Source organism: Variovorax sp., from assembly GCF_965279555.1.
Taxonomy (GTDB): Bacteria; Pseudomonadota; Gammaproteobacteria; order Burkholderiales; family Burkholderiaceae_C; genus Variovorax.
The window spans coordinates 983311-996506 of record NZ_OZ257247.1 but is presented as its reverse complement, the minus strand read 5'-3'; the positions used below and the strand labels follow the sequence as shown (position 1 = coordinate 996506).

Below are 13196 nucleotides of genomic sequence, written 5' to 3'. Positions count from 1 at the left end.
CAGGGCCGCCGTCCCACCCTCATGACACTGCTCACACGAAAGGTACGACATGCCATTCAGCAAGACCCACGTCGACGAAGTCATGGTGCAGGGGGCCCACATGAGCGGGGACCGCAACTCCATCGCGACGGCTCTCAGGCTGAAGCCGAGGCTCGGGGTATTGATCCTCTCGTGCCCCTCGTTGGGCACACAGGGCACGGAACTCCAAAAGTTCTACGAATCCATCGTGGGCCCGAACCGGGTGAATCTGATCAGCATCATCAATCCGTCCGACTCGTCCGACTCGTCCGACGAGGCTGGCGAAAAAAGCATGAAGGGCGTCTATCGGCAAGTCAGCAAAAGAGACTTCGCAAATCTCCCGCTGTTCATGAAGACAATGATCCCGCGGCCGATCTTCATGCGCTCCGCGACCTTCGGCACGGGAGTCATTGCAGATGCTTTCGAAAACGACGAGCAGGGCACGCAAAAAAGCACGCGTGCCCTGTGGCGGCTGGACAAGGTGCCCAAGAAGGTAGGCACTGGCGTCGTCGACAAGCGGCCGGCCTTGCGAAAGTTCCTGGTGGGACGAGGCTTTCTGCAGAAGCGTGCCTATGTATTTCTGTTCGCAAAAGAAGGGCCAAGAACCGCCGAGAAGGCACATCACTTCACCTCGATCCTTACCTGGCGCCTGTTGCACGAAGAAATCGGGCGCTCATCCTCCGTGATTCCCGTCGCCGCAGGCGACAAGATCGGACTGCGTACCCAACCCACGCTGGCCGAATTCTGGAAGGATTCCGACTGGACCGATATATGGACCGATGTGAAGATCGATCCGCGCTCCGCGCAACTTGGCCTGTGGTGCCTGTTGGCCGAGGAACATGGAGGCCTCTCGATCATCGGCATGCGCAGCGGGATGATCGAAGTCCCTGCATTGCTCGGCATTCGTACGCTCTACCTCGAGGAAAAGCACAACCAGCAAGCGGAACGCATGGCCAAGTGGATCGGCAAGGTGCCCGGATTCGAGCGCCAAGTCGTCGAGAGGCCGGCCGGCATCAAGCAGCAGCTCTATTGGCTCAACGAAAGTACCAAGAGCTACCAACCCAGCGATGTGTCCACTCATGCAGTAAACAACGGCGCTCATTTGGCCGGCATGGTGCAGGGCTTCCGGCTGGGCAGACCGTTCAGGGCGCAGCCAAAATTCACGCCCGCCCCCGTCCTGAAACAGCCCCTGCGCAAGTCGGGAGAGCCGTTCCTTCATCCTCAGAAGACTTTTCTGGCGAACAGGCGCTTGCCCGCCCCCGTCGACGCCGCGAACTTCCAACTCGCCAAGACGGAGTTCGACAAGATCGTTACCTGGGCCAAGGGCACTCCCATGCCCACCGGGGCGACCACGAATGTGCATGGATCGGTCCTCGGCACGGTGATCAGAAGGCCGGAGCCCAAACCGCCGGAAGACCTCTAGCCACGGCACCGCTCGGGCAACAGCCCATTTTTCTACCAGATCCCTGCCGATCATCGGGGCTTCCAATTTCCGGCCCCACCATGTCCCAGCCTCCCAAAGCCACCTACTTCGACGACCTGCATGCACCGCAGGTGTTCGCGGACGAAGTCTCGGGCTACTGGGTCAATGCGGGCTGCGTCCACATCACTCTGGATGCCAGCCGCGTCGACCACAGTTCCGACCGTTGCTCCGTCAATCGCGCCGCAGTGCTGCGGCTCACGCTGCCGATCCCCATTGCGCAGGTGCTGGCCGTCAGCCTCTACGACTTCCTGAAGCAGCGCGAGCTCGTCCCGGCGCCTGGCAACGGGCACTGACACGCCAAAAGTGCCGCTGCGGCCCGTGGGCCGGCGTCCCAAATTTCTCCGAGATCGTCGCACCTTCAGCCTGAGCGCGAAGCTCGATTCCTGGGCACATCGCATGAACCTCCTCTTCCAACGAATGGCTCTGGCAGCCGTTGCGCTTTGCATCGGCATGGCCTGCGGCGTGGCGCACGCGGCATCGCAGGCACGCGTGGTGTCCAGCACCTGGCTGCCCGGCGGCAAGTACGCACTGGTCTACGAGTTCGAAGGAGCCGAGTACATGACGGTCACGGCGGACCCGCCCGGCGCGTGGATCAGCGTGGCTCAGCCGGAGCGCGATCCGAAGCGCGATCCGGAACCTGTCGCGCAGGCACCGGCGCCGACAGTCGCGCGCGCCGAGGCCTTTCCCGAATCGGCCAGCTATGTCGGCGGCTTCTTCATCGACCCCCTGGCCGCGGCGTTGCGCGCCACCGGCCTGGGGCTGCTGCTGAACGGCGACTGGCCGCATGGGCCGCGCCGCTTCAACCACTGAAGCATCGAAAAACCGATGCGCCGGCCGTCCAATTTTTCTCCCGTTTTGAAGCCCAACATGGCAGCCATGAACAGCCCCTGGCATCGCGACACACACGGCGCTTCGCAAGCGCTCCGATTCGGCGGCCCGCTGCCCACCGCAGCCGCGACCGGCCAGGCACAGAGGCGCTCGATGCAAGCGCGATGGAACCGGGCGCCTGCCGCGCGCACCGCCCGGCAGGGCTGGCACCGCAGCGCATGGATGCCGCGGCTGGCGGGCCTGCTGGCGTTCGGCGCGCTGGTCGCGGGCATGCTGGTGGCCGGCAGCGAAACCTGCACCGCGCAAGAGCACGACGAGGCGGGCAGCTACGCCCGGTCGACCCTCGCGACCATCACGGAGCCGGGCACAAGCACGGCATCCGCGCGCAGGCATGCCGGCGCCTGCAGGCATGCGCGCAAGGCGGGCCGCCTCGCGCATCCGAAGCCGGCACCCTGAGCATCCCGCGCATGCTGCGCGTCCTCGGCGCGATCGCGCCGGGCCGACATGCGCCGCACGTGTCCACGCCGGAGTCGGCACAAAAAAAGGGAGCAGCGCTCCCTTCTTTTTTTCTTCGTGCGGATCAGTCCTCAGAACGCGTGGCGGATGCCGAAGTCGTAGCCGGTCGACGAGCGCGGCAGGCCCGAGAAGCCCACGCCGGTGCTGCCGTAGCCCGTGGTGCTGGCCGACACCAGGCCGCCCGTGTAGTTCACGTCGTTGCGGTTGTTCACGCGCGCCACCGTCGCATACAGCGCAGTGCGCTTGGACAGGTTGTGCACGTAGCCGATCGCCAGCTTGCGTGCCAGCGGGTCTTCGCCCGTGATGCCGGCCGTGCCTTCGTTGTAGCGAACCTGCGAGTACGACGCGCGGATCAGGCCAGCGCCCACCGGCACCGTCGCGCCGATCAGGTAGCCGTTGTAGCTGTCGTGCGTGTTGCCCAGCGCGGTGTCGAACTTGTTCTTCACGCTCGACAGTTCGCCGAACAGCTTGACCGGGCCGAAGTCGTACGAAGCACCCAGGTTGATGGTCTGCACCTTGCGCTCCAGCGTGGTGGTGTCCACTGCGATGCTCTGGCCCACGCCTAGCGCCACGTCCAGCGGACCGTTGGCATAGCCGAAACGCCCGCCCACGTAGCGCCCGGCGCTGCTGCTGGTCGCGGCCGTGGTGCTGGTGGCGCTGGTGCTGGTGTTCTCGGCGAAGCTGTACTGCACCTGGCCGTAGAAGCCGCCCAGGTTCGGCGGCAGGAAGTAGCCCACCGAGTTGCTGGCGCGCACGTAGTTGGCGTTGTTGATGGTGGTGTTGCCGCTGACGGTGCTGATCACGTTGGTGCCCGAACCGTTGGTGCCGAACGGATCGAACACGGTGTCGTTCCAGAAGGTGGGCGTGTAGTCGCGGCCCAGGCGCAGCTCGCCGAAGCCGCCCGACAGGCTCACGGTGGAGCGGCGGCTGAAGGTCGAGATGCCTGTGGCGCCGTCGTCGTTGGTGATGGGCGCTTCGAGCCAGAAGCTCGCGGCCAGGCCGCCGCCGAGGTCTTCGGTGCCGCGAAAGCCGATGCGGCTGGAGTTGTAGCCGGAGTTACCCAGGCTCCACTTGCTTTGCTTGTTCGACAGGCCCGTGACGGTGTCGCGCGCGGTGTTCGACTGGTAGGTCACGCCGGCGTCGACGACACCGAACAGCGTGACGGACGATTGGGCAGAGGCCAGGCCACAGACGGCCAGGGCAGCGAATGCCGTGAGGGTTTTCTTCATTCAGGTTCTCCAGTTTCAAGTCTGATGCGGCCGCTCGGTATCGACCGGCTGTACGCATGGTTTCTTTCAAATCCGGAGGAAATTGGTAGATCCGTTCTCCATCGAGTCGAGTGTTGTGCGCGCGCGTCAGACATGCGCCGACGCAATGAGCGAAGGCTTTGCACGAGTCCTTCAAATTTCTCCCAATTCGTTTGAAAAGATGTGCGCATGCCGAAGCCGCGACTCCCGGGAGTTGCGCAATCCTTGAAGTTCGAAGGAGCCTTACATGACCACTGCCTTGCACAAAGCCCCGACCCGTTCCCTGCTCACGCTGGCCGCCCGGGGGCACACCCAGCCGGAATCCGACGCGCATGCGTGCCGCTCGTTTTCCATCGACGACGCGCAGGCGAACAACACGGCAACCATGTTGGCCATGCAGCAGCTCGGCGGTGCATTCGGGCCCGCTTTCAGCCGCATGCATGTGCGGCGGGACCTCGTCATTCCCATGTACGAAGGCAGCGCCGTGCCCACGGCCCGCTTCGACGTGACGCTGGTTTGCGAGGCCGGCATTTACCTGTTCGAGGTGAAGGGCTGGCGCAACGCGGTGGTCTACCGCAAGACCTCGGCGCGTGCGCTGCCGCGCTGGTTCCTGCGCCAGCACGACCACTCGCTGGCACGCGAGGTGAAAGACCCCGCCTGGCAGTGCGGCCGCAAGACCACGCACCTGCGCAACCTGCTGCCGCCGGACCTGCGGGTGCAGTACTTCGTGCTGCTGCCCTGCGAGGGCGTCGAGCTCCAGGGCGTGATGCCGACCGCGGTGATCACGCCGCAAGACCTGCCGTACATCGCCCGCGTGGCGCGCAACAACGGGCACAACGACCATGGCTATCCGCTGCTGGACGATGCCGCGATCGACCGCACGCTGCGGCTGCTGGACGGCCTGCAGGGCGACCTGACGCTCGAGGACCACATGCGCAACAGCCGCGAGAAGAGCGCGCGCGTGCACGTGCGCCCCGCGCACCCCGGCGCGCTGAATTTGCAATGACACGATGAGCCGCATCTTGCTGGTGGAGGAAGGGCGCGAGGCCGCGTCGGTGCTGCACGAAGAGCTGCACCATGCCGGCCATGAGATCGAACACATCGAAGACGGCGCCGTCGCGCTGCATCGGATCCTGACCGAGCCGCCCGCACTCACGCTGCTCGACGTGGCGCTGCCGCATGTCAGCGGGCTGCAGATACTGGAGAAGGTCCGCGCGCGCAGCGACCACCCCATCATCATGCTGACGGCGCGCAGCGAAGAGGCCGACCGGCTGCGCGGCTTCGAGCTGGGCGCCGACGACTACGTGTGCAAGCCTTTTTCGCCGCGCGAGGTGGCGGTGCGAATCCACGTGGTGCTGCGCCGCTATGCGCAGCGCCAGCGCGTGACGCGTCCGGTGGTGCCGATCACCTTTGGCGCCGTGCGCGGCTGCGCGATCCTCGACGGGCACTACCTGCCGCTGACGCGCCGCGAATCGCTGCTGCTGCGCGCGCTGTCGCAGGAGCCGGGGCGCGTGCTCACGCGCTCGAAGCTGCTGGAAGCCGCCTTCCCCGAGGCACTGGACGTGAACGAGCGCGTGGTCGACACGCACATCAAGAACCTGCGCAAGAAGCTCGCCACCGTCTCGGCGGCGCACGACTGGATCCGCTCGGTCTACGGCGTCGGCTTCGCATGGGAATCCCGCACCCGGCAGGACGCCTGAACCACGCACACCGGCTTCCTGGAACGCTCTTGCTCATGAAATCACGCTGGCGCGGCTGGCCGCTGCCCTCGATGGCGCTTTCGCTCATGCTTTTGCTGCACGCCCGCAGCGCCACTGCGCAGGAGAGCTGGGTCGAGGCACCCATGACGCTGCGACGCACGCCGCAGCTGGCCGAAAGCATCCCGCCGGCCGAGCGCGGCATGCGCCCGAGCCTGGTGGACGGCGACCGTATCTCCGGTCGGCCCGACCTCGAGGTGGTGGTGCAAGGCGATGCCTCGCTGCGGCGCGGCGACATCCGCATCACCGCCGACCGGCTTGCCTACCAGCCGCCCGGCGACCTGGCCACGGCCACCGGCAACGTGCACCTGAACCAGGCCGGCAATGTGTACGAAGGCCCGGAGCTGCAACTGAAGGTCGAGAGCTTCGAGGGCTTCTTCAATCATGTGCGCTACACGCTGCTGCAGACCGGCGCGCACGGCGACGCCGAGCGTATCGACTTCGTGGATCCGAACGTGTCGGTGGCGCGGCATGCCACCTACACCACCTGCCTGCGCGAGAACTATGCCGGCTGGGTGCCGGCATGGATGCTGAGCGCGGTGACCATGACCACCGACAACCAGACCGGCCTGGCCACCGCCACCGACGCGCAGATCAGCTTCCTGGGCCTCACCACGCCTTCGCTGCCGTCGGTGAGCTTTCCGCTGAACAATGCACGCCAGAGCGGCCTGCTGCCGCCGGTGATCGGCTTCGACACCACCAACGGCTTCGAGTACCTGCAGCCGTACTACTGGAACATCGCGCCCAACCGCGACCTCACGCTCTACCCCGAGATCATGAGCAACCGCGGCGTGAACCTGGGCACCGAGTTCCGCTTCCTCGAAAAGGACTACAGCGGCCAGATCCGCATCGACGAGATGCCCGTAGACAGCCTGCGCGACCGCAATCGCTGGGGCCTGTGGGGCAAGTACGACCAGAAGTTCGATCCCAAGCCTTTCGGGCTCGATTCGCTGAGCACCTCGTTCAACATCAACCGCGTGAGCGACGACGACTACTGGCGCGACTTCTCGCACACACCCACGCTGACTTCGCGCCAGCTCACGAACGAGGCCGACCTCAACTGGACCAAGGGCGACTGGAGCGGGCAGGCGCGCACCCTCTCCTACCAGACGCTGCAGTACGCGGCCTCGCCCATCACGCCTTCGTACAACCGCGTGCCGCAGGTCACGGCCAACTACACCAGGTACGACTGGCACGGGCTGGACGTGTCGGGCACGCTGGACTACACGCGATTCCAGGTGGACCCGGCCTATGCGCCCACGCTCAACGGCATCAAGCAGCCCGACGGCGAGCGCGTGGTGGGCAACCTGCAGATCAGCCGGCCATGGGTCACGCCGGGCGGCTACGTGATACCGAAGCTGCTGCTGCACACGGCCTCCTACCAGCTCGCATCGCCGCTGGCAGATGGCCGCACCAGCATCACCAGCGTGGTGCCGACGGTGAGCCTGGACAGCGGCCTGGTGTTCGAGCGCGACACCAGCCTCTTCGGCAGCGCCTGGCGCCAGACGCTCGAGCCCCGCGCGTTCTACGTGCACACGCCCTACCGCGACCAGAGCCAGCTGCCGGTGTACGACACGGCCGCCAACGACATCAGCTTTGCCACGCTCTACACGGAGAACGCGTTCTCGGGCAACGACCGCGTGTCGGACACCAACACGCTCACCACCGGCGTCACCACGCGGCTGATCGATCCGGTCACCGGCGCGGAGTCGGCGCGCTTCGGCATTGCGCAGCGCTTTCGCGTCAGCGACCAGAACGTCACGCTGCCGGGTGGTACGGCCGTGACCGATCACTCAGGTGACTTCATCTTCGGCGGGCAGGTGCACTGGAACCCGAAGTGGAGCATCGACGGCCTGGCGCAATACAACATGGACACGGGCAAGTCGACGCGCGACGCGCTCACGCTGCGCTACACGCCGGCGCAGTACCACACGCTCACCGCGGCCTTCCGCTACCAGGCGGACAGCACCGCCACGGCGAGCGACGGCACGAAGACGGTCGACTTCAACTGGCAGTGGCCGCTGAGCGACCTGACGGGCGGGCTGATGGGGGGCAGGTCGGCCGGAGACCCGGGGCGCTGGTATGCGGTGGGCCGGTTGAGCTACAGCCTGCACGACCGTGCGTTGTCGGACAGCCTGGTGGGCGCGGAGTACAACGCATGCTGCTGGGTGGGCCGCATCGTGCTCGAGCGGCTGGTTACGGGGCGCACGACGCCCGACACGCGGCTGATGTTCCAGCTCCAGTTCAACGGCTTCGGCAACATCGGCTCGAACCCGACGAGCACGCTGCTGCAGAACATCCAGGGGTATCAGCCGCTGAACCAGTCTACGCAGCAGCCTGGCCGGTTTACGAACTACGACTGAGGGTCTTGTTCAGGAGCTTGTTCAGGGCGCGTGCACAGGCCACCGGGTACTCCCCTCCGCGAATGTCCCCCGGCCTGCGGCCTCCTCCTTTATTTCGCTGCGGGGAGCACCCGGCGCCCTGCGCACAACGAGCGCCGTCGCTGCTTTGCTCGATTTGTTGGCGGTCGGCGGGACTTCATACCGCGCGGATCGGCTATTTCGCGGAGTTCTTCCCTAGAGTGAATGCCCCTGTCACTCCGCACCCCGCCAAGGGGAGAAGAAAGGCGCACACCCCCACCACCCAGATGTTTGAAGGCTGCTCGCCTCGCGGCAGGTCGTCGGTGCGGAAGCACTGATGCAAATGCGAGGTGTCAAAAGGCGACGGCCGAGGTGTAACTAGCACCCCGACCGTCTAACCAAGTTCGTGCAACACCCTCTAAAGGAACGCACAAAAATGGCTACCAAGACTATAGCCCGGCCTCGCACGCCGGCAGCTTCCGAAGAGGGCGTGACCGTCAACGTGGTGTCGCCGGGCGCGACGCAGACATCGATGCTTCAGGACCCGGCACGCGCCGGCAGCGCGCCGCGCATGCCGCCCATCGGCCGGCTGATCCAGCCGGAGGAAATCGCGGCGCTCGTGGGCTTTCTTCTTTCGCCGCCGGCGGCGGCCATCACGGGGCAGGACGTCGCCATCTGCGGCGGTTCGTCTCTGCACCGCTGAATCTTTCTTCCTTTTCCCATCCACCCAGACCGATCATGAAAATCGTCAACATCCTCGAGTCCACGCGTCCCATCAAGTCGGACATCCGCAACGCCTACATCGACTTCTCGAAGATGACCCTGAGCCTGGTGGCCGTGGTCACCGACGTGATCCGCGACGGCAAGCCGGTCATCGGCTATGGCTTCAATTCGAACGGCCGCTACGGCCAGGGCGGGCTGATCCGCGAACGCTTCCTGCCGCGCCTGCTCGAGGCCGAGCCCGCGTCGCTGCTCGACGAAACCGGCGAGAACCTCGATCCGCACAAGATCTGGGCCCGCATGATGATCAACGAGAAGCCCGGCGGCCACGGCGAACGTTCAGTGGCCGTGGGCACCATCGACATGGCCGTGTGGGACGCCACCGCCAAGATCGCGGGCAAGCCGCTTTACCAGCTGCTGGCCGAGCGCTACGGCACCGGCACACCGAACCCGCGCGTGTTCGTCTACGCGGCGGGCGGCTACTACTACCCCGGCAAGGGCGTGGAAGGCCTGCAGCGCGAGATGACCAGCTACCTGGAGCGCGGCTACTCGGTGGTGAAGATGAAGATCGGCGGCGCCACGCTGGCCGAAGACTGCGACCGCATCGAGTCGGTGCTGAAGATCCTCGGCCCCGGCCAGCAACTGGCGGTGGATGCCAACGGCCGCTTCGACCTGCAGACCGCCATCGACTACGGCCGTGCGCTGTCGCGGTACCCGCTGTTCTGGTACGAGGAAGCCGGCGACCCGCTCGACTACGAATTGCAGGCCAAGCTCGGCGAGGTGTATGCCGGCCCCATGGCCACGGGCGAGAACCTGTTCTCGATGCAGGACGCGCGCAACCTGATCCGCCACGGCGGCATGCGGCCCGACCGCGACTGGCTGCAGTTCGACTGCGCGCTGAGCTACGGGCTGGTGGAGTACCTGCGCACGCTCGACATGCTGAAGGAGAACGGCTGGTCGGCATCGCGCTGCATTCCACACGGCGGCCACCAGATGTCGCTGGCCATCGCGGCGGGCCTCGGCCTCGGCGGCAACGAGAGCTACCCGGACCTGTTCCAGCCCTACGGCGGTTTCCCCGATGGCGTGAAGGTCGACAACGGCTATGTCACGCTGCCGCCGCTGCCGGGCATCGGCTTCGAGGGCAAGGCCGACCTGATTGCGCAGATGCGGGCGCTGGCCGCATAGGCCACGCAGGCGCGAGGGCGCCGGGTTTGCGCGATATGCTGTGAGGTCTGCCGCCCGCTCGTCCGGTCGGCCAGCCATCGAGATATATCGCAAAAATCCAAGGACTTGTTTCGAAAGCAACAAGTTGCAAGCCCCTATGAAGATAGCCACCTGGAACGTCAACTCCCTCACCGCGCGCCTTCAGCACGTGCTCGACTGGCTCATCGCCAACCCTGTCGACGTGCTGTGCCTGCAGGAACTGAAAATGACCGACGACAAGTTCCCGCTAGAGGTGCTCAAGTCGGCCGGCTATGAAGCGGCAGTGTTCGGCCAGAAAACCTACAACGGCGTCGCCATCCTGAGCCTCGCGCCGGCGCGCGACGTGGTGAAGAACATCGGTGGCTTCACCGACGACCAGTCGCGCGTGATCGCGGCCACGGTCGAAACGCCCTCGGGCCCGCTGCGCGTGGTCAACGGCTATTTCGTGAACGGCCAGGCGCCGGGCAGCGACAAGTTCGAATACAAGATGAAGTGGCTCGACGCGCTGCGCGACTGGCTGCGCCAGGAGATGGTGGCCAACCCGAACCTCGTGCTGCTGGGCGACTTCAACATCACGCCGGAAGACCGCGACAGCTTCGACCCGGTGGGCCTGAAGGAAACCATCCATCACACGACCGAGGAGCGCAACCACTTCAAGGCGTTGCTCGACCTGGGCCTGACGGACAGCTTCCGCATGTTCGAGCAGCCAGAGAAGAGCTACTCGTGGTGGGACTACCGCATGCTGGGCTACCAGAAGAACCGCGGCCTGCGCATCGACCACATCCTGGTGAGCGAGCCGCTGGTGCCGCGCGTGAAGGGCTGCGTGGTCGACCGCGTGCCGCGCAAATGGGAAAAGCCGAGCGACCACGCGCCCGTGGTGCTGGACCTCGACCAGAGCGCCTGAACCGATGAACGCGGGCGCGGGAATCGAAGCGAGCGCGGCGGGCCGGGCCTGCCGCTGTCTGGTCATTGCCGCGGCAGCCTTCGCGCTGGCGTCGTGCTCGCTCTTCAAGCCGGCGGACAAGGCCGAAGAAGGCGGCAAGAGCACGCCGACGGCGCCCGCCGACGAGGCCGCGCCCGGCAGCCGCGACGTGCCCACGGTGCGGCTCATCACCGCGCAGACGCCAGCCGTGCGGGCCTACCGCAAGATCGGCGCGCAGCACATCTACAAGGCCTACGCCAACCGCATCTACAAGGGAAAGATCCCGCCGCTGGTGTATGCCGTGGTGGTGGTCGAGACCGACATAGACGCGAGCGGCAAGGTGGTCAACGTGACCTTCAGCCGCACGCCGAGCCATGCGCCGGAAGTGGCGCCGATGATCGCGGAGCTCATCAAGGCGACATCGCCGCTGCCGAGCCCGGGCAAGCTCGGCGGGCACACCTATGTCGACACCTGGCTCTGGGACAAGAGCGGCAAGTTCCAGATCGACTCGCTGACACTGGGCCAGCGCAGCAGGTAACAGGCGACCAGGCAGAGGCAAAGAAAAAGGCCCTGAGGGGCCTTCTTCATTCGATACCGAGTTCCTGGATCTTCCGGGTGATGGTGTTGCGGCCGATGCCCAGCTTCTGCGCGGCCTCGATGCGCCGCCCGCGCGTGTTGGCCAGCGCGGTGAGGATGAGCCTCGACTCGAAGCGGCGCGAGAGCACGTCCCACACGTCGGTACGGCCGGCAGCCAGCAGGGCCTGGGCCTCGACCTCGAGGCCGCTTTCCCAGTTGCTCACCAGCGCGGGGCTTTCGACGGCTTCGGAGTGAACATGCGCGACAGCGGGCGCATCGCCGACAACCGGCGGCGCCGCCAGCGGGCTAGCGACTGCCGGGGCCTGCAAAGCCGCTTCCGGCGCTGCGTGCGCCTCTCCCGCCGCGGTGCCCACCGCCATTACTTCGGGCGGCAGGTCCTTGGCCTCGATCAACTGGGCAGGCGCCATCACCGTCAGCCAGTGGCAGATGTTCTCGAGCTGGCGCACGTTGCCGGGGAAGCTGAACGCCGCGAGCCTGGTCAGCGCCGCATCGGAAATGCGCTTGGGCTCCACGCCGAGCTGACGCGCGCTCACCTGCAGGAAGTGGCGCGTGAGCGCGGGCACGTCTTCTCCGCGTTCGCGCAGTGCCGGCAGGCGCAGGCGGATCACGTTGAGGCGGTGGAACAAGTCTTCGCGGAAGCCGCCGAGCTTGACGCGCTGCTCCAGGTCCTGGTGGGTTGCGGCGATGACGCGCACATTGGCCTTCACCGAGTTGTGTCCGCCCACGCGGTAGAAATGGCCGTCGCTCAGCACGCGCAGCAGGCGCGTCTGCAGGTCGAAGGGCATGTCGCCGATTTCGTCGAGGAAGAGCGTGCCGCCCTCGGCCTGCTCGAAGCGGCCGCGGCGCATGGTCTGCGCGCCGGTGAAGGCGCCGCGCTCGTGGCCGAAGAGTTCGCTCTCCAGCAGGTCCTTGGGAATGGCTGCGGTGTTGATGGCCACGAAGGGGCCGTTGGCGCGCGGCGAATGCTTGTGCAGCGCGCGCGCCACCAGTTCCTTGCCCGAACCCGATTCGCCGGTGATGAGCACCGTGACGTTGCTCTGCGAGAGCCGGCCGATGGCGCGGAACACGTCCTGCATCGCGGGGGCCTGTCCGAGCATTTCGGGCGCGGCGACCATGCGTTCCTCGGCCACTTCCTCGCGCTGGCTTTCGTCGACGGCACGGCGGATGAGCTCGACCGCGCGGGGCAGGTCGAAGGGCTTGGGCAGGTATTCGAAGGCGCCGCCCTGGAACGCCGAGACGGCGCTGTCGAGGTCGGAGAACGCCGTCATGATGATGACGGGCAGGCCCGGGTGCTTGGCCTTGATCTTGTCGAGCAGGTCGAGCCCGGAACCGCCGGGCATGCGGATGTCGCTCACCAGGACTTGCGGGCCCTGCTGTTCGTCGTCGGCGGCTTGCTCGAGTGCGGCGAGCACCTCGCGCGTGTTGGTGAAACTGCGCGTGGGCAAATCTTCGCGCAGCAGAGCCTTCTCGAGCACGAAGCGAATCGATTGGTCGTCATCAACTATCCAGATCGGCTTCATGCATCTCCTCTGTTGCCGGTGGCTG

At 66.1% G+C, this 13196-nt stretch carries 12 protein-coding genes and 1 pseudogene; 11 read left to right on the top strand and 2 right to left on the bottom strand.

All coding sequences use genetic code 11. The annotated features are described in order from the left end of the window. Positions 1-49 precede the first annotated feature (49 nt). The 4 genes from ACQY8B_RS04895 to ACQY8B_RS04880 all read left to right on the top strand — a co-directional run bounded on the left by ACQY8B_RS04895 (position 50) and on the right by ACQY8B_RS04880 (position 2785). Complete coding sequence (locus ACQY8B_RS04895) at positions 50-1441, top strand: hypothetical protein (protein ID WP_422085664.1); 1392 nt, start codon at positions 50-52, stop codon at positions 1439-1441. Between the two features lie 80 nt (positions 1442-1521). After that, positions 1522-1794 carry a hypothetical protein gene (locus ACQY8B_RS04890; RefSeq protein ID WP_081271728.1) on the top strand — a complete coding sequence of 91 codons (273 nt, stop codon included), beginning with the start codon at positions 1522-1524 and terminating at the stop codon, positions 1792-1794. 124 nt (positions 1795-1918) lie between these two features. Then, positions 1919-2311: a hypothetical protein gene (locus tag ACQY8B_RS04885; RefSeq protein WP_422085663.1), complete on the top strand. Its 393-nt coding sequence runs from the start codon at positions 1919-1921 to the stop codon at positions 2309-2311. 66 nt (positions 2312-2377) lie between these two features. After that, the gene (locus ACQY8B_RS04880) at positions 2378-2785 is read left to right on the top strand and encodes a hypothetical protein (protein ID WP_422085662.1); all 408 of its coding nucleotides are present in this window, start codon (positions 2378-2380) and stop codon (positions 2783-2785) included. 131 nt (positions 2786-2916) lie between these two features. On the opposite strand, the gene ACQY8B_RS04875 is transcribed toward ACQY8B_RS04880, so the two are convergent. After that, positions 2917-4074 (bottom strand): porin, encoded by a 1158-nt coding sequence (locus ACQY8B_RS04875; RefSeq protein WP_422085661.1) that lies wholly within the window; start codon positions 4072-4074, stop codon positions 2917-2919. A 265-nt stretch (positions 4075-4339) separates the two neighbouring features. Between ACQY8B_RS04875 and ACQY8B_RS04870 the strand changes: the two genes are divergently transcribed. The 7 genes and pseudogenes from ACQY8B_RS04870 to ACQY8B_RS04840 all read left to right on the top strand — a co-directional run bounded on the left by ACQY8B_RS04870 (position 4340) and on the right by ACQY8B_RS04840 (position 11592). Beyond that, positions 4340-5098 carry a nuclease-related domain-containing protein gene (locus ACQY8B_RS04870; RefSeq protein ID WP_422085660.1) on the top strand — a complete coding sequence of 253 codons (759 nt, stop codon included), beginning with the start codon at positions 4340-4342 and terminating at the stop codon, positions 5096-5098. Between the two features lie 4 nt (positions 5099-5102). After that, a complete protein-coding gene (locus tag ACQY8B_RS04865; protein ID WP_422085659.1) occupies positions 5103-5792 on the top strand; it encodes a response regulator in 690 nt (229 codons plus the stop codon). A 35-nt stretch (positions 5793-5827) separates the two neighbouring features. Further along, the gene (locus tag ACQY8B_RS04860; RefSeq protein WP_422085658.1) at positions 5828-8212 is read left to right on the top strand and encodes an LPS-assembly protein LptD; all 2385 of its coding nucleotides are present in this window, start codon (positions 5828-5830) and stop codon (positions 8210-8212) included. Between the two features lie 481 nt (positions 8213-8693). Beyond that, positions 8694-8912 (top strand): annotated as a pseudogene (locus ACQY8B_RS04855) (SDR family oxidoreductase); the annotation flags it as partial. 35 nt (positions 8913-8947) lie between these two features. After that, entirely contained in the window at positions 8948-10114 is a 1167-nt protein-coding gene (locus ACQY8B_RS04850; protein ID WP_422085657.1) for a mandelate racemase/muconate lactonizing enzyme family protein, read from the top strand. 136 nt (positions 10115-10250) lie between these two features. Beyond that, entirely contained in the window at positions 10251-11036 is a 786-nt protein-coding gene (gene xth / locus ACQY8B_RS04845) for an exodeoxyribonuclease III (RefSeq protein WP_422085656.1), read from the top strand. A gap of 4 nt (positions 11037-11040) precedes the next feature. Further along, positions 11041-11592, top strand: a complete 552-nt coding sequence (locus ACQY8B_RS04840; RefSeq protein ID WP_422085655.1) for a hypothetical protein — start codon at positions 11041-11043, stop codon at positions 11590-11592. A gap of 46 nt (positions 11593-11638) precedes the next feature. Here ACQY8B_RS04840 and ntrC read toward each other — a convergent pair whose 3' ends face one another. Beyond that, positions 11639-13171 carry a nitrogen regulation protein NR(I) gene (ntrC, locus tag ACQY8B_RS04835; RefSeq protein ID WP_422085654.1) on the bottom strand — a complete coding sequence of 511 codons (1533 nt, stop codon included), beginning with the start codon at positions 13169-13171 and terminating at the stop codon, positions 11639-11641. Between the last annotated feature and the right edge of the window lie 25 nt (positions 13172-13196).

Bases quoted from the DNA above. Each gene is read 5' to 3' on its own strand.
- ACQY8B_RS04895 (WP_422085664.1), top strand. From the start codon at position 50: ATGCCATTCAGCAAGACCCACGTCGACGAAGTCATGGTGCAGGGGGCC.
- ACQY8B_RS04890 (WP_081271728.1), top strand. From the start codon at position 1,522: ATGTCCCAGCCTCCCAAAGCCACCTACTTCGACGACCTGCATGCACCG.
- ACQY8B_RS04885 (WP_422085663.1), top strand. From the start codon at position 1,919: ATGGCTCTGGCAGCCGTTGCGCTTTGCATCGGCATGGCCTGCGGCGTG.
- ACQY8B_RS04880 (WP_422085662.1), top strand. From the start codon at position 2,378: ATGAACAGCCCCTGGCATCGCGACACACACGGCGCTTCGCAAGCGCTC.
- ACQY8B_RS04875 (WP_422085661.1), bottom strand. From the start codon at position 4,074: ATGAAGAAAACCCTCACGGCATTCGCTGCCCTGGCCGTCTGTGGCCTG.
- ACQY8B_RS04870 (WP_422085660.1), top strand. From the start codon at position 4,340: ATGACCACTGCCTTGCACAAAGCCCCGACCCGTTCCCTGCTCACGCTG.
- ACQY8B_RS04865 (WP_422085659.1), top strand. From the start codon at position 5,103: ATGAGCCGCATCTTGCTGGTGGAGGAAGGGCGCGAGGCCGCGTCGGTG.
- ACQY8B_RS04860 (WP_422085658.1), top strand. From the start codon at position 5,828: ATGAAATCACGCTGGCGCGGCTGGCCGCTGCCCTCGATGGCGCTTTCG.
- ACQY8B_RS04850 (WP_422085657.1), top strand. From the start codon at position 8,948: ATGAAAATCGTCAACATCCTCGAGTCCACGCGTCCCATCAAGTCGGAC.
- xth (WP_422085656.1), top strand. From the start codon at position 10,251: ATGAAGATAGCCACCTGGAACGTCAACTCCCTCACCGCGCGCCTTCAG.
- ACQY8B_RS04840 (WP_422085655.1), top strand. From the start codon at position 11,041: ATGAACGCGGGCGCGGGAATCGAAGCGAGCGCGGCGGGCCGGGCCTGC.
- ntrC (WP_422085654.1), bottom strand. From the start codon at position 13,171: ATGAAGCCGATCTGGATAGTTGATGACGACCAATCGATTCGCTTCGTG.